The following is a 25,744-nucleotide window of genomic DNA, read 5'->3' as shown; positions in this document are numbered from 1 at the left end:
AAAAAAGTGAGTAAAATGGATACCAAATAAATTTGGGATTAAAATGAGTGAAGTAAGTACAAATGTGCAATATACTGATGGCTTAGGGGATAAATGGCTGGAAAGAGAGTTAAAACACGTTAATTTAGGAGATACAAGACTTAATAAGAGACTTATTAAAACAGGCTATTGTATAGAGGGTAAGGCGTCTGGATCAATTAATCAAAGCTGTAGTGGATGGAAAGAAGCTAAGGGTGCATACAGATTATTTAGCAATGAAAAGCTTAAGGATAAGGAAATTTATTCTTCCCATTACAAAGAAACTATGGAGAGAATGAAAGGAAATCAGTTTGTTTTTTCAGTTCAAGATACAAGTTATTTGGATTTTGACTCTCATATAAAAACTAAGAGGCTAGGTAGTATTTCTAAAGCTTATACGAAGCATAAAATGGGTTTACTGTTGCACAGTGCCTTAATAGTCAGCAAAGACGGATTGCCTTTAGGTCTATCTTCTCAACAATGTTGGGCACGTTCTATTAGGGAAAAAGAAACGTCACAAGAAAAAGCAAACAGGAAATACCGTACCTCCATAGAAGAAAAAGAAAGTTATAAGTGGATAACAGCTCTCAAAGAAAGCATAAACAACCTTCCTGCAAATGTACAACTTGTTACCCTTGGTGATAGAGAGGCAGATATCTTCAAATTTTTATGGATCACTGAGACATTAGGTAGTTTTTATGTAATCCGTAATCGAACTAATAGAAGATTTATCTGTACTGAAATTGGAAAAACAGATTTGCAAACACGCATCACTCAACTGCCAGTAAAGAAGAAAATTTCTCTAGAAGTTAATAAAGGTGGAAACCAAAGATCAAGGAAAGCTAATATTGAAGTTAAGTATATGAAAGGCTATATACCTATCAGATCTTCTTCAATTTATGGATCAAAAGACACAGTGCATAAAATAAGTGATAAAATCCCTGTATATGTGGTAAGTGCAAAAGAAACAAATCCTCCTGAAGGATTGGAAGCTATTGATTGGACTTTGCTGACTAATGTACCAGTTAATAGCACTTTAGATGCTATAGAAAGGATAAATTGGTATAAGCTAAGATGGAAAATTGAGGAGTATTTCAGGGTTTTAAAATCAGGATGTAAAATAGAAAGCTCTCGTTTAACTACAAAGGAAAGGCTACAGAAATTAATTGCTATAAAGAGCATTATTGCATTTAAAATTTTATATTTAACAAAAGTCGCTTTATCAAATCCCATGGAAACCTGTACTAAAATTTTAAGCAACGAAGAGTGGAAGGCCCTTTTCATACGTGAGCATAAAGTAGCTACATTGCCAGAAGAACCTCCAAACATAAAACAAGCTATTATTTGGTTAGGAAAATTAGGTGGATTTATGAATAGAAAAAGTGATAATTTACCAGGGGCTATGACTCTATGGCGGGGCTATGAAAATCTTAAGGAGAGCATAGTTATGCTTCACATCATGACCTCTCAAAATTGTGGGTAAAAGTGAGAGTTTAATAGAACTGAATAAACTCTATTCTAATAGAGAGGTAAAAAATGTTACTAAGAAATAGTAAAGATAGCATTACATATGGATCTGCGACCTTCGAGGAATTGAATAGGCATGTAGAACAAATAATATATAAATTAGAGGAGGATCAAATTATAGAGGATATAATGGAAGAAGTAGTTGTAGCTATAAACGAACTAAAATCGGTAGAAGAAATAAAAAAATATTTAAAGCGAGAAATAGATAGCCTTGTAAAAAGGACAATAGTCCTTAGTGAATTCTATAACCTAGAAAAAATAGAAAAGCCAAGAAAAGAAAATTATATTTACCCAAGCACCTAATGTTTAAGTACCAATACATGGAACTTGCCATAGAGCAAGCAAAACTTGCTCAGAAAGATGGCGAAGTGCCAATAGGTGCTGTAATAGTTAATGGAAACAATATCATCTCCTCTGCACACAATATATCTAATGATCCAACTGCACATGCAGAAATGTTAACAATTAGACAAGCATTTTCAACTTCCACGCTTTATGAAGCTGAAATGTACGTAACGTTAGAGCCATGCCCGATGTGCGCTCAAGCTATCTCTTTTGCAAAAATTAAACGTCTGTACTTCGGGGCTTACAATCCCAAAGGTGGAGGAGTTGAAAACGGCACTAGAATATTTCAATTCTGTAACCACATACCTGAAGTTTATGGTGGAATATTAGAAACAAAATGTTCTCTTTTGTTAAAAGATTTCTTTGAGAAATTGAGAACTTAGTTTAAGATGTGTGAGATTGTTTCAATATTTTTTGAGTAAAATCCGTATTATAACTCTTTCGTATATTTGACCAATTGTGTCCGTTCAGCAGAGCGGCAAAATAAGGTAGACAAAGCAAGATAATAAAGATAATCATAGGGTAAATATGAGGTAATATGGTAAACCTTTTAGAACTCTGCAAAAATTTACAGCAAAAAATAGAAAAGTTAGAAGCAAAAATAGAAAGATTGGAAAGAGAGAATGAAAGTTTAAAAGCAGAGCATGAGGCTTTAAAGATAGAGAACGCTGAATTAAAGGAAAGGCTAGGTTTAAATTCAAAAAACTCATCAATTCCCAATTCAAAAGAATTATACAAAATGAAAAAGGAAAAGCCAAAAAGCGAAAGAAAGATTGGTGGTCAAGTTGGGCATAAGGGTAATTATCGTGCTAAAATGGAAGCAGATGAGGTGATAAAGATAGAGTTGTCACCTACTTGCGAATGCGGAGGGAAGATTGCAATATGCGAAAAACCTTATATTCATCAGAAAGTAGATCTTCCGGAGATTAAGGCTTATGTAATGGAATATCAGTTGGAACATGGCCGTTGTCAGAGATGCGGAAAAAGAAGAAGTAGCAAGTTACCAGAGGGTGTTACGCCAGATACATTTGGCCCAAGGGTTAAGTCAGTAGTTGCAGCACTCAGTGGGTTTTATAAAAATTCAAAGCGCGAAGTAGCTAGCATCATAAATGATATCTTCAATTTGAACATAAGCGTCGGTAGCATATCAAATAGTGAACATAGAGTTGCTTCAAAATGCAAAAAAATGTATGAGCAGATCGAACAAGAGATAAGTAGGAGTAAAGTTCTACATATTGATGAAACGAGCCATTATAACAAAGGTAAACTCGCTTGGTGTTGGATGTTTGCAAGCAATACGGCAAGTTTTGTGAAGTTGACAGAGTCAAGGGGAATGAAAGTTTTAAAAAATAGTGTATGCTGCAATCGTAATAGCTTGGTAGTAACCGACAGATATGCAGCATACAACTACTTTGCTGATGAAAGAAGGCAAATCTGTTGGGCACACTTAGCAAGGGATTTTGAAAGATTAGCGCATAGTTGGAAATTTGAAGTTAAAGTTCTGGGCTGTTACTTGAGAAATGTAGCCACTGAGTTATTTGCACTGAAAAAAGCTTTACTAAAAAATGAGATAGATGTTTCAAGATTTATTAGACGTGCCAAGAAATTGCGAAAACGTACAAGGTATTATTTGAAGGAAATATCTCGCTTACCTGAAGCAATTGGAGCGTCTCGAGTTGCAAAGAATATTTTGAAATCTGAAAGAATGATGTGGAAATTTTTAGATGACCCAGAAAATACTCCGCTGACAAATAATCACGCTGAACGGCAAATACGGCATTATGTCGTTTATCGCAAAAATTCATATTTTACACAATCAGAACGAGGAAACTCATTCCTTGAGCAAATAATTTCGTTATACTTAACATGGAAACAGAGGAGGCTAAACCCTTTTCACAATCTTCTATCTATCGTTTCTTAAACCACTCTGCTGAACGGATACCTTTTATACTCATATTTGAATTTTCTACCTCTATAGCATTTTGTGGTACAAATAAATCTTCCTCCCTAAATTTAATACTATTTATATTAGTAACCTTCCTATTTTTTCTTTGCTTTTTTGATATAGTACGCTCTTGTAATATCAATGGATTGCACCTAAGTACTATAGGGAGGATTTTTGTGCTCATTTTTTTACTAAGTTCTACTACTGAGTTATATATTCTTATGTTGTAATCATTATTTTTAATTAATTCATCAACAAATATATAATTTTTTGAGTCAATAGGATAGGCTTCTATTGCCTGAAACATAACATGTGTAGTGTTATATATTCTATCTCGAGCTTCTTTGGAAGTTTGATTATATTCAAGTCCACTTACAATTACTGCATTTATCATACTAGATAATACTATTGCTGTAGAAAGTTTACCACTTCCTGGAAGACCAGTGATATATATGAAAAATTTTGTTAGCTGTTTTTTTATGTCAACGTTTATCATATTATTTTTAATATTAAAACCTACAATTATAATAACATAAAAACAAGGCTTTAAAACATATGAAATATTACATAAAAAGTCGCTTTTATAGTTAAAATACTATGTAATCTAGAAATGTAAACTCTAATCACCTAAGGCAAGTAAAAGTGCTTAGTATTTTAACGTAGGTTCACCTTTTAGTTTGTAATAAACTTTTTTTTACGTATAAATCTTTAGAAAATTTTAGTCAAGAGCTATGTTATTAACAAATAGTGAGTTGAAAAGAGACCTAGTTAACGCCTATCAAATTTTATCTTATCTTAAATTAGATGATCATACGTATACTCATCTCTCTGTACGTTCTGAAGATAAAAAGTCATTTTATGTTTATCCGTTTGGTATACGTTTTTATGAAGTAGATGAAAGTTCATTGATGAAAGTATCGTTTGATGGGAATATAATTGAAGGCAAAGAATATCAATATAATAAAACTGGCTATGTAATCCATGGCTTCATTTATCAAGCAAGGAAAGATATTCAAGCAATTTTTCATCTACATACACCTTCTATTGTAGCAGTTTCTTCTCTCAAGGATGGATTACTCCCAATAAGTCAGTGGGCGCTGCACTTTTATAATAAGGTATCTTACCATGATTATAATTCCCTGGCACTTGATGATACAGAAGGAAAAAGATTAATAGCTGATTTGAAAGAAAATTTTGTGATGTTAATGCGCAATCATGGATCTATAACATGTGGTCAGACTATACAAGAAGCAATGTTTTATACGTATCACTTAGAACAAGCTTGTAAAACTCAATGCCTGACGCTAGCAATGAATAGGGAGTTGTCAATTCCAAGTGAAGAAATTTGCTCAAAAGCCGTAAAGGATCTTCTGTCTTTCGAAAGCAATCTTGGTGAGAGAGATTGGCACGCATGGGTTAGGTTGATTAAAGGTAAGTTATAAAAGTTTCTGACTCTTCGATAGATATTAGATTTCTTGCATAACCAGCCAGTCTGAAATCCAATAATGGTTTCACACGCTGTAACTCTTCAATTCATGTAAGAAGTCTAATGTCTCCATCTCTACTTAAGTTAACACCCTTAACTAAGCAGATACAAGTAAATATAGCCCTTCCCATAATAGTCCAAAAAGGTCATAAGAAAGAAGAATCGACAGCATGACGAAAAGATTTGAATAAAGGAATGTTTTTCCTGGTTCTGTTTTTTATAGCAAACCAATAATGTTCAATTTTGTTAAAATCTGGAGAATATGGAGGAAGATATAAAATTTCTGCACCAACTCCTTTAGCAAATCTTATTAGACTTATGAAAAGTAGCATTATCAAGGATAACAGTTTGTCCAGGTTCCAAAATCGGTGTCAGAAACTGCTCAAACCATTTATTAAAGATATCCATATTGCAGTGGCCTTCAAAGGTTAACGGAGCAATTATTTTTCTTCCACTTAAGGCTGCAACCATGCTAATTCGTTGAGTTTTCTTCCCAGATTTTAGGGCATAAAACCGCTGTCCTTTCTGGCAATACCCATAGGTTCAGTGTCCAGACTCATCTATATACACTAATTCTTTAGGTTCTTTTGTTGCTATAACCTTTGAAAATTGAGCTCGCTTTTCTTCATTTCTTTCTTTATATCCGTAGGTCTTTTTTTTCTTGTGAATCCTATATTTTTAAGTGCTCGATGAATTGTTTGTCTACTAATATTGCCCCAGCATCTCTGACTGAGTTTTGCCACCTTGCTCATTTGCAAATTCGGCAAATGCATTCCAGTCGGTAATTTTATGCCACGCTTCCAAGCTTTTTTGACTGAAAATCTCCCGTTTTCTCACGTCTTTTCTTCCACTCATATAAAGTTGTTTTTCCGATCTTAAATCTCTTGGCAACAGTTTCTCCACTCTCTCCTTCATCCAATGCTTCCATTACCTTTTTTCTTAAGTCATAACTATTTGCTACTGGCATCCTTACCTTCCACTACTATCAATCCATATCTTACTCTTTTTGGACTATTATGAGAAGGGCTATAACTAGTAAGTTTTTTCAATCCTGCTCCACAGCAAATTTTAATGCTATGTGAGTAGTTATAGTGCTGTTAACAATTAAAATGACAAAAACTAAGATGGTGATTAGTAGTGTATAAATATTCAAGGATAAATTTTCAAATTGAGTTAGCAATTTGAAATATACAAAAGTTGGCATTATCATTGGCAAAACAAGAATTTGCGACACTCCTGATGCTAAGTTATTTCGACCAATCATCAATGCATTTCCAGTAGCTGAAATATTAATGATTATCAGCGTATTAAATAATAAAGACACTCCAACTGCTATTGAATGTTCAATATTATTGCCTAGAATTGCAAAGCTGAACATGAAAGAAATCACTGAAATCGGTAACCCAAATAACAACCAGTGAGCGAAGATTTTATAAGCAACTATCAGCCTAGAAGAGAGTGGCTGTAAAAAGATTTGCTCTAATATTCCATCATGATAATCAGATGTAAATAAATTATTTGTAGAGATCTGCAAAACAAATGTAGCACATATCCATGTTAATGTTAATATGACTTCTTGTTTACTGTTGTTTTCAAGTGTATATGAAGATAAACTTAACATTATAATAAAAATACATACTATATAAGTAAGATTATTATCATTTATTACTAATTTTTTTACCAAACTAATCATACCAGGATTTTAAATGTTTATTATAAATTATAGTGTTTACTTTGAGGGTAGTATAATTTTTTGTGTTTACAAGTTATATAAGTTTTAATATATTTTATTGATAATGCTATGGAAAAATTAATAAAAATAAAGTTACCGGAAGATTACGTTCCTTCAGAAAATGAAGAATATATGAACGTAAAACAACTGGAATACTTTAGCTTAAAGTTACAATCAATACTCTCTGAACTGGAGAAACAAGATCTAGAAGATAGTAGTATTTATTCTGATAGTGAAAATGGAGAATTAATTAAGCGCCGAAAAGATAGAAAAGAAAAAATTAAGGAGGCGTTGGAAAAAATAAAATTAGGCATTTATGGTTACTGCGATGGAACGGGAGAAGAAATAGGAGTCGAAAGACTTAAAGCTAATCCGCTTGCTATGTATTGTATTGAAGAACAAGAGAGAATAGAAAAAGAAAAGAACGTGTATAACATTAATGATTAGAACTTGTCGGGAGTGTTAAATAAACTGTGTCAAACCGAGAAGTAAAGTAATAAATTGATAAAAAAATGGAGGTTTGACAATGAGTCAAGCAAACACAACTACCGGTTTGGTAGACTATAAAGAATTAGAAACAAATATCTTATCATCTATACGAGAAGGAAGACCATTGACAGGAAGAGATGGAGCATTAACACCATTTATAAAAAAACTGCTAGAGGGAAGGCGAGATAGAAAACCATTTGTCGGCTGAAAGCGAAGAAAACAACCGAAGAAATTCAAAGACTTTACGGACAAGTATTTGAACTATTGACACCAAGAGATAGAGAAGGAAGTTTCGAGCTACAAGTAGTCAGAAAAAGGCAAACAACCGAACTTGAAGCAAAGGTTTTAAGTACATATGCCAGTGGCATGGGATATAGCATCGCATGTAGAAGAAATATAAAATATCTGCAGAAGAGATATCAAGTATTACTGACAAATTGTTACCGGTAATCAACGAATGGCGCAGTCGTCCGCTGCAATCTGTATATCCAATAGTGTTCATGGTTTTTTAAGGTCAAGGAGGACGGGCATTGTGTAAGCAAATGTATGTATAACATATTAGCAAAATGGCAGAAAAGAAGTTTTGGGTTTTTATTTGGCTGAAAGTGAAGTTCTGGTTGGGAGTACTAAATGACCTAAAGGAGAGAGGAGTAGATGATATTCTGATAGCTTGTGTTAAAAAGCTTTCCTACAGCTATAAATAGCGTATTTCCTAAAGCAGAAATGTATAGTACATCAGATAAGAAATTCACTGAAATATGTATCGAGCAAAAGTTTTCATGAATGATTTGAAAAAAACATATCAAGTAGAGAAATAGCCGAGAATTATTTACTTGAACTGGAGGAAAAATGGGGAGAAAAATATACTTTAGTTTTGGGAGAATAATTGGGAAAATCTGTCTAGTTATTTTAAATATTCCGGCCCTGTAAGAAAGTTAATTTATACCACAAATCCTATTGAAGGGTTACATAGACAGATCAGAAAATTTACTAAAACTAAGGGCTCATTTACCAGCACAAATGCCTTGCATAAACAGGTATATTGTGCTATAAAGAAGGCAGGAGAGAAATGGACTATGCCTATACATGATTGGTGTCCGTTCAGCAGAGCGGCAAAATAAGGTAGACAAAGCAAGATAATAAAGATAATCATAGGGTAAATATGAGGTAATATGGTAAACCTTTTAGAACTCTGCAAAAATTTACAGCAAAAAATAGAAAAGTTAGAAGCAAAAATAGAAAGATTGGAAAGAGAGAATGAAAGTTTAAAAGCAGAGCATGAGGCTTTAAAGATAGAGAACGCTGAATTAAAGGAAAGGCTAGGTTTAAATTCAAAAAACTCATCAATTCCCAATTCAAAAGAATTATACAAAATGAAAAAGGAAAAGCCAAAAAGCGAAAGAAAGATTGGTGGTCAAGTTGGGCATAAGGGTAATTATCGTGCTAAAATGGAAGCAGATGAGGTGATAAAGATAGAGTTGTCACCTACTTGCGAATGCGGAGGGAAGATTGCAATATGCGAAAAACCTTATATTCATCAGAAAGTAGATCTTCCGGAGATTAAGGCTTATGTAATGGAATATCAGTTGGAACATGGCCGTTGTCAGAGATGCGGAAAAAGAAGAAGTAGCAAGTTACCAGAGGGTGTTACGCCAGATACATTTGGCCCAAGGGTTAAGTCAGTAGTTGCAGCACTCAGTGGGTTTTATAAAAATTCAAAGCGCGAAGTAGCTAGCATCATAAATGATATCTTCAATTTGAACATAAGCGTCGGTAGCATATCAAATAGTGAACATAGAGTTGCTTCAAAATGCAAAAAAATGTATGAGCAGATCGAACAAGAGATAAGTAGGAGTAAAGTTCTACATATTGATGAAACGAGCCATTATAACAAAGGTAAACTCGCTTGGTGTTGGATGTTTGCAAGCAATACGGCAAGTTTTGTGAAGTTGACAGAGTCAAGGGGAATGAAAGTTTTAAAAAATAGTGTATGCTGCAATCGTAATAGCTTGGTAGTAACCGACAGATATGCAGCATACAACTACTTTGCTGATGAAAGAAGGCAAATCTGTTGGGCACACTTAGCAAGGGATTTTGAAAGATTAGCGCATAGTTGGAAATTTGAAGTTAAAGTTCTGGGCTGTTACTTGAGAAATGTAGCCACTGAGTTATTTGCACTGAAAAAAGCTTTACTAAAAAATGAGATAGATGTTTCAAGATTTATTAGACGTGCCAAGAAATTGCGAAAACGTACAAGGTATTATTTGAAGGAAATATCTCGCTTACCTGAAGCAATTGGAGCGTCTCGAGTTGCAAAGAATATTTTGAAATCTGAAAGAATGATGTGGAAATTTTTAGATGACCCAGAAAATACTCCGCTGACAAATAATCACGCTGAACGGCAAATACGGCATTATGTCGTTTATCGCAAAAATTCATATTTTACACAATCAGAACGAGGAAACTCATTCCTTGAGCAAATAATTTCGTTATACTTAACATGGAAACAGAGGAGGCTAAACCCTTTTCACAATCTTCTATCTATCGTTTCTTAAACCACTCTGCTGAACGGATACGTATAAAAGAAGTAGCAGAAGAAATAGTAAGTCAGATGTACAAACTTGGCCAAATTAATAGTGTTTACGCAATAGGCAACGATTTCATATACTGAGGCTCATTTAAATATAGAGCCTCAACTCCATTTAATTTTTGTTTATTTTTTAGTCTATAACGGACTAATAGCCCTGCATGGCTAGCATCCAACTTTGGTAAACTGCAATCCATATATGTAATGCAGTGCGTTTCAGGCTGGAGTTCACTTACTACAGCAGGATTTGATAGCGGTAACAAATTGAAATCAAATAACTGCGTATAAAACTTTTGATCATCTTCGATTATAGCTTTAATATTTTTTTTGCTATTTGTACAAAGTAGCGATATTGCATATGCTTGAGCTTCCAGGGCACTAACCCCATATAACGGCTTATTTGTAGCAAGATTTATACCTTGTGCAGTTGATATACCAACTCTGATTCCAGTAAAACTTCCTGGTCCAACTATCACTGCTAAATGGTCTATTTTATCGTAGCTGTAATTATGCTTATCAAACAAAGTATTCAGTATTTGAAAAAATGATTCTGCATGGCTATTGTTTGCAGAATTGCGTTCTACAAAACAATTACCATCGTAATCAATTACTGCTATTGAACTACCAGCACCTACAGTATTAATTGCTAGAATGGACATCACTTAAGCTTATCATAGAGCTTTGTAAACATCATAGTGAACGCACCGTTACCCATAACATTTGCTGAAGTTATTATTGGGTCAAACACTATATACAATGCTGTAATTAATGAAAGCATCTCTGGAGAGAATTTAAGATACTTCTCAAGAACAGGCAACATTACCATAATTCCTCCCGCTGGAACTGCAACAATAGCAAATTTAAATAACAGAAAGTAGAGAAGGAAAGTCACATAGTCTGTTGCAGACAATGCACCACCAAAAGTCATTATCATTGATAGTATTATAATAAAAAAGCAATCACCTACTAAATGAAAGCTAGCAGTTATTGGCACAACAGACGATGCTATATCATGCTGCTTTACATTTTTTTTGCTTCCTTCAAGAGTAAGCGGCATAGCTGCATTACTAGACATTGTGCTCATTGCAGTAATAAATGCTGGTATCATATTACCTATACTAGCTATCCAGCTTGTGATCTTGAACGAATTTGCTGCTCCATATAAGAGAAAAACATAAAGGTAAGTTGAAGATGATATAATAATAAAAATTATTGAGTAATCCTTAAATATTATGGGTAAAACCTGATCATGTTCCATTTTTAAAGCAAGACCAAGTACAAACATTGGAATAATTGGTGTCAAAAATGTCTTCAAAATAAAGAGAGTTAAATCTAACATTTTGTTCGAGAGCTCTTTGCTTTTTTTTGGTAATATTGTGGACACTAATATGCTTAATACAAATCCACAAGCAAGGGCATAAAAATTAGAAAGCAATGCAGGTATCCTAAATGACCATAAAGGAACAATTGTTTCTTCATATGTTATATCTTGTATTGAATAAGTGTTTTGTGTGATGAAATGCCCAACAGAATAAGCTATTAAACTTGAAGCTAGATTCGACAAGAAAATCGTTATAATAAGTAACAATATAAACTTTATAGCCGACTGCTTAAGATTGTTAACACTACTAAAGATTAATGCAAAAACAATAAAAGGCATTATAAATAGTAAGATCTCTTTTATACTAAGGCTTATTGAATACAAGAAGGTTTTCACTTCCATTGGAACTAGATGACCAAAAAATACAACCGAAGTGATAACAGCAAGTAAGGTTAGTAATTGTAACATATTCTAATATAGCGATATCCTATGGAAATACATATGATAAATTAGCTGCTAAGTAAAGTAAAACTGCCTAAAATATTTGCATTACCTTCTAGTACTTGAATGAGATTTCAAATTACAACGTTTCCACAAAGTATATAATTAACATCCACACCTTTGGTCAAGTTCCATTCACGCTTTATTACATTATATTCCATACCAGTCATATCTTGTAGTGTTACATTGTTTTCCCTTAGATGATTTGCAATTTCTGATGGCTTGAGAAATTTATTCCAATTATGTGTGCCTTTTGGCAGCCAGTTTAATATGTACTCTGCGCCGACTATTGCAAGACAGAAGGATTTAATAGTTCTATTTATCGTCGATATAAAAATTAGCCCTTCTGGCTTCAACAGCTCTATTGCTTTTTTCATGAAAAACTCTAAATTATCGACATGTTCAACCACTTCCATCAACAAAACCACGTCATACTTCTTGTCATTGCTTAGCTCTTCAATGCTAGTGTGTGTGTATTCTATATTTAACCCTACTTTCTTCGCATGCGACTGTGCCACTTTTATGTTTTCCTCACATACATCTATTCCCGCAACGCTAATACCAATACGCGCCATTGACTCTGACAAAATGCCACCACCACAACCAACATCGAGCAATGATAGTTCTTTTAAATCGCATTTTTTTAATTCTTTTATTTTCTCAACGATGTATGATACTCTCACAGGATTCATCATGTGCAATGGCTTGAACTTGCCATTCTCATCCCACCATTCACCTGCTATTTTAGCGAATTTTGATATTTCATCTTCATTATAAGTTTTTGTGGTTTTTTTCTTGCTAATATTGCTAAGTTTATCAAGGCGTTCTTTATGTCTACTTTCTTTTGAAAATTCTGTTTCGAGGAATTGTTTGACTATGTCTTTTGCTAATCCACTCGCAGTAAACCCTGCACCAAGACACAGTATATTCGCGTTGCCATGCTCGCGAGCTAATTTTGCGATCTCAACACTATTACATAAAGCAGCGTAGATTCCTTCAAAACGATTTGCCACAGTACTCATGCCCAAACCTGTACCGCAAATTAATATTCCATAATTTGCTTTTTTGTTTGTTATATCTTCTACAACTTCAGCAGCATAGTCAGGGTAGTCTACACTCTTTTGTTCAGCAGTGCAGCCACGGTCTATCACTGTATAATCTAAAGTTTCCAAGTAAGCCTTTATTTCTGATTTTAGTTCATAACCTGCGTGGTCTGAAGCAACTGATATCACATCTGACATATAAGAAATTGCAACTTAAGGGTATTTATATGGGTAATTTATTTTGAGCTTTTTGTCAAGCTCTCCTGATCTTTCTGAATAAATTTCGAGTCAGATATGCATAAATTCTATATAATTTTTATCCTACCACTACTCATTCGGTAAAATGGATCATATAGATATTATAAAGTCAAAATTATTGTTGTCCGACATAGTAGGAAAAAAAGTTAGGTTAATAAAAAGAGGAGATAGTTTTGTTGGACTCTGCCCATTTCATAACGAAAAAACTCCATCTTTTTCGGTCAGCAATGTTAAGGGCTTATATTACTGTTTCGGTTGCTCAGCTCATGGTGATGCGTTTGAATTTATTTCACAAACTGAGGGCTTAAGTTTTAAGGAAGCGTTGGAAAAATTGGCATCTGTTGCAGGTGTTGAGTTACCCAAAAACCTCAGCTTTGCTAAAGAAAATGACAAACTGTTTTCAGCACTGAATTTAGCTGCAAGTTGGTTCGCGCAGAAAAATCGAGGTGTTATGGCTTATTTAAGGCAGCGCAAGATCTCACTCAAAATCATAGATAAATTTAAGATAGGTTATGCACCAAGTTCTGGCTTGAAGGAATATTTGAACTCCTCTGGTATTAAAGACGAGATTTTGATCGATGTTGGGTTAATAAATAAGAATTCTCGTGATTATTTCTATGATCGGCTGATATTTCCTATACACAACATCACGGGCAAAGTTATTGGTTTTGGCGGACGTGCGCTGAACTCTGAGCAACAGCCGAAGTATCTAAACAGCCCAGAGAGTCAGCTCTTTAAGAAAAGAGAAAATTTATATGGATTAAACTTTGCTTTGAGTGAAATACGCAAAAAACAGCATCTATTTGTTGTTGAAGGATATATGGATGTAATAGCACTACATCAAGCGGGAATTAGCAATACAGTTGCTCCGCTTGGTACCGCAATTTCTGCAGAGCAGATAAAAAATCTTTGGAAACTTGCTAAAGAAATTTCTATCTGTATGGATGGCGATAGTCCTGGATGTCATGCTGCTATTCGAATTGCAGAACTTGTTCTGCCGATACTGGAGCCTGGATACACATTGAAGTTCGTGACTTTGCCAAGCAACAAGGACCCATACGATATATGCAATGAACTAGAATATAAGACGGAAGATGTACTATCCGCTTTTAACCGCTCAACAGAACTGCACTCTGAATATTTATGGCATCACATAATTGGTAGCAATTTGCAAAATTATGAAAAATTTGCTCCGGAAAAATATTCAATTCTTGAGCACAAGTTCATGAAATATGTCAATGCTATCGGTAACAGCAGTATTAGAAGGTATTATAGAGATTATTTTTACAATAAGGTCAGTGAATTAAGAAGAAACTTTAAAAAGCTGATTTTTAATAGCAAAGCAACAAAAGGTGAGTATCTTTACAATAAATCTCCAGAGCTAATTGAAGCAGAGCAAAATCAGGCCATAATTTTGCGTATAGCCGTAGAATTTCCTGAAATCTTGAACCGTCCTATATTTTTTGAGCAATTTTCTCATTTCGAATTTACTAATGAGATGAAAAAATTACAACAGTGCGTAATTAATATGGTAACTAATGAGAGCAACTTTAATAAAGAAATTCTGCTACAGGAGTCTAGTGTTATAAAGTTTATATTTGAAAAAACTAGCGTATTAAATAGTCAATTAAGTGAGAAGAGATCGGCAGAAACTGTCTGGAATAACATAGTATTACGGAAAGAATTAAATGTATTACAAGAAGAAAAAATTAAAGCAAGGCTGGGCGGTAATTTTGACTTAGAGGAAAGGCTAATAGAACAAATAAAGCAAATAGAGGATAGTATACAAGAAATGCAAATGGAATTTATTCAAAAGTAGATGGCTTAAGATGTTCAAAATTGGTAGAAAAACAATATATTGATGATTGCTTAAAATAGCTTGTTCTAGTATACTTCCGATTTGTTCAACTACGATAAGTGTTTGCATTTCTTCCTCTCATTATCTTTCTAGCTTTATACCTTGGAAGTGGTATTTATTTTTCTTTTATCGGACTTGGCAATCCTCTTCATCAAATTTCACCGTTAGTTTGCTTATTACCAGCATTATTTTTTGCTGTTCTATTCAATAAAAACAAAATTCAGCATAGTATTGATACACTTATAAAAGGTATGGGTAATAAAACTACTCTTACCGTGTGTTTGATTTTTCTATTTGCTGGAGCATTTTCTACTATTACTGAATCGCTTGGTAGTATAAATGTTATTACTAACTTAACTATTCGCTTTCTTCCAGCACGATTATTACTTCCTGGAATGTTTTTACTTTCTACTTTTATTTCAAGTGCAATCGGCACATCAATCGGAGTTATTGCACTTATAACACCAATAGCTGTTAATTTAGCACAAAATGGAGCTTTTGATTGTGCAGTGGGTGTTGGAGCTGTGATAGGTGGAGCTATGTTTGGCAGCAACCTTTCAATGATATCTGACACTACTATTGCTGCTACTTCTTCACAAGGAGCTTCAGTAAAGGATAAAATAAAACTCACTTTCAAGACAGGATCTGTTACAGGTCTTATAATACTTATTTATCTAGTAATAATTTCAAATAGTACAGAAGTTGTTTCTATCTCAAGTCTGAATTATTTATCCATAGTCAAAATTATCCCTTATATATCTTTAATAATTATGGGTTTATTTGAAATAAACACTCTGGTAACATTAGCTATTAATATGGTTATTGCTGGGATATTAGGAATAGCTTTTTTTGATTATTCTCTTATTGAATATTCTCGTGACATATATAGGGGTTTTTATAAGATGAATGAAGTAATGATATTTATTCTCTTCAGTAGTGGATTAAGCCACTTAATGTACGAATACAGTCAGAAAAAGATAGATATATTCACCGATAAGGTGAATATGACAAAAACTCAAGCTGAATTTATGATTGCGGGAATATCATCTCTGTTTACTATTTTAGTTTCCAGCAATGTTGTTGCTATTTTATTAACTAGTAATATTGCTAAAAGGCTTGCGCAAAGATATAACATTGCACCACACCGTAGTGCGTACTTATTAGAGATATTTACTTCTATCACAAAAAGTATCTTACCTTATGGTTCTCACGTATTACTAGCAAGCAGCATTGCCTCTCTGTCACCTATCATCGTACTAACAAAAGTATATTATTGTTTTGTTTTTGCAGCAGTTGCGATAGGTGAAATAGTTATTAACGGCAGACGTCGTGCGGTTGTAGCTCCTCAATTACCATAAATAACTCTTTAAATTTTCACTCAATTTGTTGATAAATATTATAATATTTGCTAAAATACTTATATAGTACCAATTCTTTTAAAGACATAGTATTACTAATGTTATAAAAAATGTATCAAAATAGTGGAGAAACAAATGCCTGATTATTATGAAATATTAGGAGTAAAAAGAGATGCTACTCATGGTGAGATAAAAAAAGCATATTACAAATTGGCACGTGAGTTTCATACAGATAAATTGCATAAGGAAGTAAAAGCTTTAGATAAGCTAGAACGAGAAAAGAAGAACAGAACGCTACTACAATCGGAAGAAAATGAACGAGCTCAACTTAAAGAGAAATTGACAAAATTCAAGGAAATATCAGCAGCATACACAGTGTTATCTGACCAAACAAAAAAAAGCCAGTACGATAGAGGAGAGGATCCTAATCAACAAACTTTTGAGACGGAACCTACATGGGAAGAGGAGAGTGACTTTTATAAAAAGATAAGTAAAATACTCAAAGACATGTCTGACTTGCACGAATCTACATCTGAAATCAATGTAATATTAAGGCAATCTAGAATTCTTGACGAAATAACTGATACGTATCATCAGAAAGTAAAAGAGATTAAAAAGCAAAAAAACGGAATAGATAAAACTCTCACTTTTACCCACAAATAAAAAAGTGAGTAAAATGGATACCAAATAAATTTGGGATTAAAATGAGTGAAGTAAGTACAAATGTGCAATATACTGATGGCTTAGGGGATAAATGGCTGGAAAGAGAGTTAAAACACGTTAATTTAGGAGATACAAGACTTAATAAGAGACTTATTAAAACAGGCTATTGTATAGAGGGTAAGGCGTCTGGATCAATTAATCAAAGCTGTAGTGGATGGAAAGAAGCTAAGGGTGCATACAGATTATTTAGCAATGAAAAGCTTAAGGATAAGGAAATTTATTCTTCCCATTACAAAGAAACTATGGAGAGAATGAAAGGAAATCAGTTTGTTTTTTCAGTTCAAGATACAAGTTATTTGGATTTTGACTCTCATATAAAAACTAAGAGGCTAGGTAGTATTTCTAAAGCTTATACGAAGCATAAAATGGGTTTACTGTTGCACAGTGCCTTAATAGTCAGCAAAGACGGATTGCCTTTAGGTCTATCTTCTCAACAATGTTGGGCACGTTCTATTAGGGAAAAAGAAACGTCACAAGAAAAAGCAAACAGGAAATACCGTACCTCCATAGAAGAAAAAGAAAGTTATAAGTGGATAACAGCTCTCAAAGAAAGCATAAACAACCTTCCTGCAAATGTACAACTTGTTACCCTTGGTGATAGAGAGGCAGATATCTTCAAATTTTTATGGATCACTGAGACATTAGGTAGTTTTTATGTAATCCGTAATCGAACTAATAGAAGATTTATCTGTACTGAAATTGGAAAAACAGATTTGCAAACACGCATCACTCAACTGCCAGTAAAGAAGAAAATTTCTCTAGAAGTTAATAAAGGTGGAAACCAAAGATCAAGGAAAGCTAATATTGAAGTTAAGTATATGAAAGGCTATATACCTATCAGATCTTCTTCAATTTATGGATCAAAAGACACAGTGCATAAAATAAGTGATAAAATCCCTGTATATGTGGTAAGTGCAAAAGAAACAAATCCTCCTGAAGGATTGGAAGCTATTGATTGGACTTTGCTGACTAATGTACCAGTTAATAGCACTTTAGATGCTATAGAAAGGATAAATTGGTATAAGCTAAGATGGAAAATTGAGGAGTATTTCAGGGTTTTAAAATCAGGATGTAAAATAGAAAGCTCTCGTTTAACTACAAAGGAAAGGCTACAGAAATTAATTGCTATAAAGAGCATTATTGCATTTAAAATTTTATATTTAACAAAAGTCGCTTTATCAAATCCCATGGAAACCTGTACTAAAATTTTAAGCAACGAAGAGTGGAAGGCCCTTTTCATACGTGAGCATAAAGTAGCTACATTGCCAGAAGAACCTCCAAACATAAAACAAGCTATTATTTGGTTAGGAAAATTAGGTGGATTTATGAATAGAAAAAGTGATAATTTACCAGGGGCTATGACTCTATGGCGGGGCTATGAAAATCTTAAGGAGAGCATAGTTATGCTTCACATCATGACCTCTCAAAATTGTGGGTAAAAGTGAGGATAAAACTGAAGAGATTAATGAATTAGAAAAAAGACTATCCTATTTCTCGACTTGTATTAAGTTAGCCAAAGAGATCAAGTCAGGCAACTTTAAATATTGTAGCTCTATAATGAGAGAAGCTATAATTGCTACTGATGACATTACATCTCTAGCACAAATTGCTGTTGCGTATGATCATGTAGAAATTTTTAAGCTCTTAGATGGAGAAGGAACCAAAGTATCACTAAATTCTTATTTGGGTATTACTGCTAAATGTTGCTCTGAAAAGATTTTAGATTTCCTTTTTAATAAATACATTAATGAAATGGATGTCAGGTATAAAGATGAAGAAGGAAAAACAGCTTTACATCATGCATTAAAATGGCTTGATAGGAATGAATCGAAATACCAAATTCTTGTCGAGTCACTTCTTAGCAACGGTGCAAGGCTCGATGTTAAAAGTGACAAAGGTGAAACTCCATTTGATCTCTTACTTAACTATGCTGAGGAATCTCTCTGTCCTCAAGCACAAATAAAAAGATTGAATAATGTTTCAGCGTTGCTTAGTTGTTGTAAAATTGATGAGCTGAAGAAACTACAAGGTACTTCTGCATTGAATAAACTGGTCAAACTTGCTGCTAGTAAGCATCACAAAGAAATTTTTAATCTCTTGACCAAAAATAACATACATATTGCATATTTAGGTGATGAAGACGGTAACACAGCCTTACATTGTATATTAAAAAGTATTCATTATAAAGATTATGAATGGACAAATTTTGCCAAATTCCTTCTTAGTAAAGGTGCAAGGCTTGGTGTTAAAAATCGTGAAGGTGAAACTCCATTTGATCTCTTGGTTGACTATGTCAGAATGCATTTTTATGATAGGCATAGTTCTGAGAGAAATGCTGATGGAACTTATGACTTTATTTGTCGTGACTCACGTAGTCCACTGCAACGGCTAGATTTAGTTGTGAGGTTACTTAGCGAACATAAAGATAAACTGGAAGATCTAAATGGTACTAGTAAGTTAGGTACATTAGTAAATATTGTTGTTGATTGTAATCATAAAGGAGCTCTAGATCTTCTGCTAGAAAGTAACATACGGATTTCAAGTTATGCTTTAAATAAAATTGTTGAATGTGATTTTCATGAAAAGATTTTTGATTGCTTTTTACATAAAAATAAAATTGACTATCAAGATGAAAGTGGGGATACAGCTCTACATCATGCTTTAAGAAAGTTGCACTCCGATAAGTCAATGCTTTGCAAAGTTGAATCACTTGTGAGTGCAGGTGCGAGATTTTATGTTAAAAATGACCAAGGTGAAACTCCGTTTGATCTCTTGGTTGAATATGTTGAGAAGGGGTTTTATGGTCAAGCGTCAAGGTTAAGTTATGCTTGGAAGTTGCTTAACAAATGTGAAAATAAAGATGTACTAAGAGAGCTAAAATATAAAGATGGTACTACTGCATTAGATAAACTAAATGAGCTTCGTATTAAGTGTCGTAATACTTCTATCATAGTTGCTTCTACGTTAGCAGTAGTAGGAGTTGCTTTAGAAGTAGCTATTGCAGTTTACTTAGAAATGTTAGCAGTGGGAATAGCAGTTGGAGCTTGTTGTCTTATTGTTGCTGCAATCATATACCATTGTAATAGTCCTGCAAATTTATTGAAAGATAGCAATGCTGAAGTTGCAATTAATCAAATGGCATTAGTAAAATTATAACTTAAGATCAGAAGAAATGGCAGATCAAGTTTAATAATGTTAATTCAGTAATATATTTAGTAAAATCTAAAACTAAGAAAATTCTATACTTGCAACTCTGTGAGATGCTGGTGGTATCTATCTTACTTTCTTGATAGGAATATAGATGACAAGAGATAGGCAATGGAATTACAAAGAGTTTGCAAATATTAGTTATTATTTGTAGAATATAGAGAAATTAGTAGAGATTTTAATAGTATGCCATCCGTTACTTTTATTTTACCTGATGGAAGTAAGAAAAGTTATGAAGCTGCAGAGGGAGAAACTCTTCTTAATTTAGCCCATAGAAGTGATCCAGATCTGCTTGAAGGTGCATGTGAAGGTTCTCTTGCTTGCTCTACATGCCATGTGATTGTTGATCCAAAATTTTATGATGTTGTAGAAACACATAATCCTATATCTGATGAGGAAAATGACATGCTGGATCTAGCTTTCGGTTTAACAGAGACATCGAGGCTTGGATGCCAAATAAAAATCACAAAAGATATTGACGGTTTGTGCGTAACCGTGCCCAGAGGTACAAGAAATATATCATTAGATAAATAAGAGGATAATGCGTAAAATTTTTATCTATATTCTCATCTCCTTACCTTTGTTTATTCCTCTAGCGTATAGTGGTTTTTGGTATTTTTCTGCATTTAAGGTAAAAAGTCTTTTAACTGATTACATTAATGACGAAAAAGTTGATATTTCACATGATCTTAAGGGATTTCCTTTTAACCTAGTTTTTCGTGTAACGAATCCAAAATTTTCTAATGAGCAATTAACTGTTTCATCTGAAGCTTTAGTGATAAAAAACAGATTATTTGATAAGTCAGTATATATCTATATACCAAGCAATAAAGTAAACATTGCTGTCCGTAGTGATGAGAAAAAGAATATAAAGTGTCACACACACGTGAGTAGCCACTTTGTTGTTAAACTAAATGATTTACTATCTTCATTAAAATTCAACAGAAATAGCACTGTAATAGACTATATAGATACATTTCGTTACGAAGATTATGGATTAAAATGTGATGTTTTAGAAAATCAGCAAAGTGTTATAACTGAAGTGAATGATAAAAGTAATTACATTCAATTTCACTTTGATAAAGAACTGAATGAAAATACTAAACTAGAATTTGATTTTTATACTTACCGTTATAAACATACTGCAAGTCCTGAAAATTACCTTAGTGTCGACGCTAAATTAGATTATGAATTTGTAAACCATATTTCAGCTTCTAAGATTAATTTCAACATAGAAAAATTTTTGATTGAGAGTAATAACTTTTCTATTGCTGCGAATGGTGGAGTAAGTAATTACAATTTAGTTACATCTTCATTTGAAGATAAAATCAATGTAGCCATATCAAATTATAAAGAATTAATTTCGTTTATGACTAATGATTCAAAGACTGCAGATAAATTGGAAAAATCAATATCTTCCTTATCAGAAAAAATCACTGATAACGACATTCAATTTTCAATAAAGTACGACAATAATGTAGGTTCAGGCTTTATTGGAAAATTATCCACTACTGATTTTATCACTCAATTCACCAAGAATGAGAATAGTAATTAGCTTACTTTTTACATTGATATTCCATTTAAGCATAAATGCTTTTACTTTGGATGATAAACTAAGAGACGAAAGCATGGAAGAGCGAGCAAGTAGCTTATTTGCAGTAATAAAGTGTCCAGTATGCTCTGGTGAATTATTATCCGAATCTGAGTCTCAAGTTGCATATGGTATGCGTAAGACAATTCGCAAGAAGATCAGTGATGGATATACTAACGAGCAAATAGTTTCAGAGTTAAAAAATTCTTATGGAGATTCAATTATCATTGTACCACCTGTAAAATCTAGTACCTACATTTTATGGTTTATTCCTTTTATAATTCTTCTTATTGGATGTTTTCTAATACGAAAATCAGTTCAGAAAATAGATAAAGTAGTAAAAAGATAACTATAGAGTAAAAGTGAGTTTACAACAAATGCAAGTAGCTACTATAAGAACATTTGAGTTTAGATCAAAGATTGTAAGGTTAAATCTTCCATCCAAATAACCACGCACTCTACCTGCTTATCTGGGTAGACTTCTTGCACTAAGGTTTTATAGATCAACATTTGCTTTTTTATTTCATTTGATGAGGAAATAGAAACGTTATGGTGTGATTTATAGTCAATTATGATTGCTTTGTCTTCTGTTATACACAGTCTGTCTAGCCGCACTAATACTGGTTTTCCGTCAATTGTTCCACTAAGTGGAATTTCTGATTTGCCCTCCAAGTCGAACAGGTAATCATATTTTTCATTAAAGGTTAATATTTTGCTGTAAATTTCATCCTTATCTTCACTAGTGTTTATGCTATCAAGATATTTCCTAACCCAATTTTTTCTCCTGTCTTTCTCTATCTTGGGCATATATTGCAATATACTGTGAATTATTAAGCCTCTTGCATAGCTGTCTGTCGTCCCAATGCTCCTTTTTGTCATTCCAGCATTCTCATCTGTCATCCCAGTGCTTGACACTGGCTTTTTTTCTCCAGGTTCCAGCGTTACGTGCTGCAATGACATTGATAGGTTTGATGGAGGTGAAATCACTGGAACATCAAAATAATCACGTTTTTTATAAATAGAAGGGTAGTTTGCATTCATGCATAGCACTTCAACTTTTTCTTTAAATATCGGCTGTAAGTATAGTTTTTTCCTCTCATATAATGCTCCATATTGAATAACTAGATCATACCAAGAGCCCTTTTGCACTGGCTCTTTGCCTAAAATGTATAACTCATCTTCAGCACGCGTAAGTGCCACGTACAGCAAACGCAAATATTCGTTATAATCCTCTAGTTTTTTCTCTCTTTTTACTTGATTACAATAAGCATTACTATTTTTGCCACACCAAAATGGTGCTTCCGTTGCATCAAACAAAATATTTTCGCTGTTTCTTGGTACTGTATTTGTGTCAACTAAAAACACTATTGGAGCTTGTAGACCTTTTGATTTATGAATTGTCATTATTCGTACAGCATTGAGTTCTGATTGCATATCGTTTTTAATCTCAGGATTATTTTCTTTGATCCACTGAACAAATGCTTGAAGAGATGGGTGCTCAAATTGCAATACGAGGTTCATAAATTCGTCTAGAATCTCGAAGCACTCAAGACCTAGCCTTGCAGCAAATTTCTTTTTACCTGTGCGTAATATATGCGTGAATAATGTAAGAGGGGATTTTGTCTGAGATAAGTTAATCAGATAGTTTAATTCGCTATAAATAACCTCATGATAATCATGAATTTTTTCCCACAATGACTGCTCTTTACGATTATATGCAATATTGAATAAATCGTCCTCAGTAAAGTTAAATAGCGGTGATTTTAAAACATTTGCAAGAGCAAGATCATTTGCCTGGAGGAGCAAAAATTCAGCTAAAGCTATTAAGTCCTGCACAGCTATGTAATCCATAATTCTAAAATAATCTCGGCCTATAACTGGTACATTTACTTTTTTTAGTTCACTTATTATGTAATCAACTAACACATTTCGCTGCCGTACCAAAATCATAATATCCCTTGGTTCTATATGACGATCTTTGGCGACTAAAATCCGCCCTTCGTTTAACCAATTGTGAATTCTTTGGGCTATTGCCTGAGCAAGTAATCGATCTGTTACTACATAATCTTTCCTCTGTATTAAATGAATTTGTAAGGCTTGCTGCTCTTCCTCTTTATACCTTGGCAGTAACGGCCAGATTTCAATGTACCCTTGATCGTTTTCTCTATATGGAATATGTTTTATCTTGTTATCATTGAAAGATATTTCTTCACGAAAATTGTTAAATATTCTGTCTACAAGCATCAAAACTTCTGGAGTTGAGCGAAATGACTTTTCAAGTTGACATGATACCCAATCTCTGCCACCGGTTTTCGTGTGAAAATATTGCTGCATGTAATTAAATAGATGGGGATTTGCTCCTTGAAATCTGTAAATTGATTGTTTTACATCTCCAACAACGAATAAAGTTCTCTTTTCGTCACCACCGGTAAAAAATTCATTGCAGAGATTTGTTATAATTTTCCATTGACTGATACTATTGTCTTGTGCCTCGTCAACAAGAATGTGGTCTATTTTTTGGTCTAGATTAAACAATATCCAATCTTTATTGCCTGGATTGCTAAGGAGATTTGTTGCTAAATTGATGATATCATCATAATCAAGCAGTGCATTCTTTGATTTTTCATTATTATATAGATCAACATATACTTTAAATATACTAAGTAAACTACTGGTTCTTCCGAATATTTGATAAGAATTCATGTCTTTTACGTGAGTGGATACTGTGTTTTGAATGCTTTCTATCATTTGCTCTGCATCTTCAAATTTTTCCAAAGTACCCTTTGTTATAATTGATGATATGCTTTTTTTTTCCTGCGATTCTGACTTCAGAAATACTTTGGCTAGATTTTCTATCTTAGTTTCATCCCACTTTATTCCGGTGTCATCCAAGTAGCTGACACTGGGATCTGCTAGGCCTGGTGTCATTCCAGTGCTTGACACTGGAATCCACATATTTTCTTTCTGGATCCCAGCTGGGATGACAGTAGAATAAAGTATCGCACTGTAACTCTGATCTCTTTTGCTTCCCTTACTTAATATTTCAGCTAATCTTTTTATCTGCTCAATCGTTTCATTCTGTAAATTGTCAATCTTGTCTGGGACGCTTAGTTTATCTTTTATATATCCTAAATTATTTTCTAGAGCTGATCTCTTTATACATAAGGTATAGAGCAAATCACGCAGCTTATTTTCATCAATTTCAGCTGCAACGATATTGATATCGTCCTGCACAGTTTCATTATGAAGCGTTTTTTCAAATACGATGGAATGCAATTCTTTACATTCGCTCAACGTACAATTTGGAGCGATACCAGCTTCTGTAGGAAAGCTGGAGATTAATTTGTAACAAAAGGCGTGTATAGTTTGAATATTAAGACCAATATTTTCCAGTTCAGAAAAAAGCCTTCTTGCTCTTGTTAAATAATCTTTATTTTCTCTGGTCACACACTGGGCTAATTGTTCTAAATCTGTGACCAATATACCCTCTGGACATATTGCCCACTTACTAAGTGTACTGTAAATGCGATCCTCCATTTCATTTGCTGCAGCATTGGTAAATGTTAAGCAGAGAATATTTCTCTTATTCTCTAATAGAAGTCTTAATACTCTGTCTATTAAGATCTTTGTTTTACCTGTACCAGCTGATGCACTTACCCATACAGAGAAGTTAGGATTTATGGCATTTGATCTCATTAGGAGTGTATAAAGTTTGACTGAAGTGGCATTTCAAGTATAGTAAATAAGATAGTGTT

Annotated in this window: 21 protein-coding genes and 2 pseudogenes; 16 read left to right on the top strand and 7 right to left on the bottom strand. The window is 33.5% G+C overall.

The genetic code is table 11. From position 1 onward, the window contains the following. Positions 1-43 precede the first annotated feature (43 nt). The 4 genes from ACE38P_RS02525 (at position 44) to tnpC (ACE38P_RS02510) (ending at position 3,811) form a co-directional block, all read left to right on the top strand. Positions 44-1,501 (top strand): IS4 family transposase, encoded by a 1,458-nt coding sequence (locus tag ACE38P_RS02525; protein WP_374699293.1) that lies wholly within the window; start codon positions 44-46, stop codon positions 1,499-1,501. Between the two features lie 53 nt (positions 1,502-1,554). Continuing rightward, the gene (locus ACE38P_RS02520) at positions 1,555-1,848 is read left to right on the top strand and encodes a hypothetical protein (protein WP_007302591.1); all 294 of its coding nucleotides are present in this window, start codon (positions 1,555-1,557) and stop codon (positions 1,846-1,848) included. 17 nt (positions 1,849-1,865) lie between these two features. Beyond that, positions 1,866-2,273, top strand: coding sequence for a nucleoside deaminase (locus ACE38P_RS02515; protein ID WP_010404879.1), 408 nt, complete (start codon positions 1,866-1,868; stop codon positions 2,271-2,273). A 155-nt stretch (positions 2,274-2,428) separates the two neighbouring features. Further along, a complete protein-coding gene (tnpC, locus tag ACE38P_RS02510) occupies positions 2,429-3,811 on the top strand; it encodes an IS66 family transposase (RefSeq protein ID WP_374699286.1) in 1,383 nt (460 codons plus the stop codon). On the opposite strand, the gene ACE38P_RS02505 is transcribed toward tnpC (ACE38P_RS02510), so the two are convergent. Next, on the bottom strand, positions 3,798-4,331 hold the full coding sequence (locus ACE38P_RS02505; RefSeq protein WP_374699444.1) for an AAA family ATPase: 534 nt from the start codon (positions 4,329-4,331) through the stop codon (positions 3,798-3,800). The two genes, tnpC (ACE38P_RS02510) and ACE38P_RS02505, sit on opposite strands and share 14 nt — an antisense overlap. A gap of 235 nt (positions 4,332-4,566) precedes the next feature. Here ACE38P_RS02505 and ACE38P_RS02500 point away from each other — a divergent pair, with 235 nt between their 5' ends. Then, positions 4,567-5,277 carry a class II aldolase/adducin family protein gene (locus ACE38P_RS02500; RefSeq protein ID WP_139686912.1) on the top strand — a complete coding sequence of 237 codons (711 nt, stop codon included), beginning with the start codon at positions 4,567-4,569 and terminating at the stop codon, positions 5,275-5,277. A 190-nt stretch (positions 5,278-5,467) separates the two neighbouring features. On the opposite strand, the pseudogene ACE38P_RS02495 reads toward ACE38P_RS02500, so the two are convergent. After that, a pseudogene (locus ACE38P_RS02495) lies at positions 5,468-6,288 on the bottom strand (IS630 family transposase). 78 nt (positions 6,289-6,366) lie between these two features. Then, positions 6,367-7,014, bottom strand: a complete 648-nt coding sequence (locus ACE38P_RS02490; RefSeq protein WP_007302672.1) for a heme exporter protein CcmB — start codon at positions 7,012-7,014, stop codon at positions 6,367-6,369. A 108-nt stretch (positions 7,015-7,122) separates the two neighbouring features. Here ACE38P_RS02490 and ACE38P_RS02485 point away from each other — a divergent pair, with 108 nt between their 5' ends. The 3 genes and pseudogenes from ACE38P_RS02485 to tnpC (ACE38P_RS02475) all read left to right on the top strand — a co-directional run bounded on the left by ACE38P_RS02485 (position 7,123) and on the right by tnpC (ACE38P_RS02475) (position 10,097). Beyond that, positions 7,123-7,500 (top strand): TraR/DksA family transcriptional regulator, encoded by a 378-nt coding sequence (locus ACE38P_RS02485; protein ID WP_007302671.1) that lies wholly within the window; start codon positions 7,123-7,125, stop codon positions 7,498-7,500. 79 nt (positions 7,501-7,579) lie between these two features. Continuing rightward, positions 7,580-8,663, top strand: a pseudogene (locus ACE38P_RS02480) (IS256 family transposase). Between the two features lie 51 nt (positions 8,664-8,714). Continuing rightward, positions 8,715-10,097: an IS66 family transposase gene (gene tnpC / locus ACE38P_RS02475; protein WP_374699286.1), complete on the top strand. Its 1,383-nt coding sequence runs from the start codon at positions 8,715-8,717 to the stop codon at positions 10,095-10,097. Between the two features lie 85 nt (positions 10,098-10,182). Here the strand turns inward: tnpC (ACE38P_RS02475) and tsaB are convergent, their stop codons facing one another. The 3 genes from tsaB to ubiG all read right to left on the bottom strand — a co-directional run bounded on the left by tsaB (position 10,183) and on the right by ubiG (position 13,192). After that, complete coding sequence (gene tsaB, locus ACE38P_RS02470) at positions 10,183-10,788, bottom strand: tRNA (adenosine(37)-N6)-threonylcarbamoyltransferase complex dimerization subunit type 1 TsaB (RefSeq protein ID WP_007302675.1); 606 nt, start codon at positions 10,786-10,788, stop codon at positions 10,183-10,185. Next, on the bottom strand, positions 10,788-11,918 hold the full coding sequence (locus ACE38P_RS02465; RefSeq protein ID WP_064085278.1) for a cation:dicarboxylate symporter family transporter: 1,131 nt from the start codon (positions 11,916-11,918) through the stop codon (positions 10,788-10,790). The genes tsaB and ACE38P_RS02465 overlap by 1 nt, the downstream gene beginning before the upstream one ends. Positions 11,919-12,025: 107 nt before the next feature. After that, on the bottom strand, positions 12,026-13,192 hold the full coding sequence (gene ubiG, locus ACE38P_RS02460) for a bifunctional 2-polyprenyl-6-hydroxyphenol methylase/3-demethylubiquinol 3-O-methyltransferase UbiG (protein ID WP_064085277.1): 1,167 nt from the start codon (positions 13,190-13,192) through the stop codon (positions 12,026-12,028). Between the two features lie 145 nt (positions 13,193-13,337). Between ubiG and dnaG the strand changes: the two genes are divergently transcribed. The 8 genes from dnaG to ACE38P_RS02420 all read left to right on the top strand — a co-directional run bounded on the left by dnaG (position 13,338) and on the right by ACE38P_RS02420 (position 22,338). After that, positions 13,338-15,071: a DNA primase gene (dnaG, locus tag ACE38P_RS02455; RefSeq protein ID WP_010401576.1), complete on the top strand. Its 1,734-nt coding sequence runs from the start codon at positions 13,338-13,340 to the stop codon at positions 15,069-15,071. Between the two features lie 98 nt (positions 15,072-15,169). Then, entirely contained in the window at positions 15,170-16,468 is a 1,299-nt protein-coding gene (locus tag ACE38P_RS02450) for a Na+/H+ antiporter NhaC family protein (protein ID WP_374699443.1), read from the top strand. Between the two features lie 135 nt (positions 16,469-16,603). Continuing rightward, positions 16,604-17,131 (top strand): DnaJ domain-containing protein, encoded by a 528-nt coding sequence (locus ACE38P_RS02445; protein ID WP_374699442.1) that lies wholly within the window; start codon positions 16,604-16,606, stop codon positions 17,129-17,131. 41 nt (positions 17,132-17,172) lie between these two features. Continuing rightward, positions 17,173-18,630: an IS4 family transposase gene (locus ACE38P_RS02440; protein ID WP_374699293.1), complete on the top strand. Its 1,458-nt coding sequence runs from the start codon at positions 17,173-17,175 to the stop codon at positions 18,628-18,630. Positions 18,631-18,748: 118 nt separating this feature from the next. Further along, on the top strand, positions 18,749-20,347 hold the full coding sequence (locus ACE38P_RS02435) for a hypothetical protein (protein WP_374699441.1): 1,599 nt from the start codon (positions 18,749-18,751) through the stop codon (positions 20,345-20,347). A gap of 237 nt (positions 20,348-20,584) precedes the next feature. Then, positions 20,585-20,932: a ferredoxin family 2Fe-2S iron-sulfur cluster binding protein gene (locus tag ACE38P_RS02430; protein WP_006013713.1), complete on the top strand. Its 348-nt coding sequence runs from the start codon at positions 20,585-20,587 to the stop codon at positions 20,930-20,932. A 7-nt stretch (positions 20,933-20,939) separates the two neighbouring features. Next, a complete protein-coding gene (locus tag ACE38P_RS02425; RefSeq protein WP_374699440.1) occupies positions 20,940-21,953 on the top strand; it encodes a hypothetical protein in 1,014 nt (337 codons plus the stop codon). Continuing rightward, positions 21,937-22,338 carry a cytochrome c-type biogenesis protein CcmH gene (locus tag ACE38P_RS02420; RefSeq protein ID WP_010401557.1) on the top strand — a complete coding sequence of 134 codons (402 nt, stop codon included), beginning with the start codon at positions 21,937-21,939 and terminating at the stop codon, positions 22,336-22,338. The genes ACE38P_RS02425 and ACE38P_RS02420 overlap by 17 nt, the downstream gene beginning before the upstream one ends. A gap of 59 nt (positions 22,339-22,397) precedes the next feature. Here ACE38P_RS02420 and ACE38P_RS02415 read toward each other — a convergent pair whose 3' ends face one another. Next, complete coding sequence (locus ACE38P_RS02415; protein WP_374699439.1) at positions 22,398-25,685, bottom strand: UvrD-helicase domain-containing protein; 3,288 nt, start codon at positions 25,683-25,685, stop codon at positions 22,398-22,400. Positions 25,686-25,744: the final 59 nt, after the last annotated feature.

It is taken from the genome of Wolbachia endosymbiont (group A) of Limnophora tigrina, from assembly GCF_964263225.1.
GTDB lineage: Bacteria > Pseudomonadota > Alphaproteobacteria > Rickettsiales > Anaplasmataceae > Wolbachia.
The sequence above is the reverse complement of the archived record's forward strand: the minus strand, read 5'-3'. Positions and strand labels throughout refer to the sequence as shown.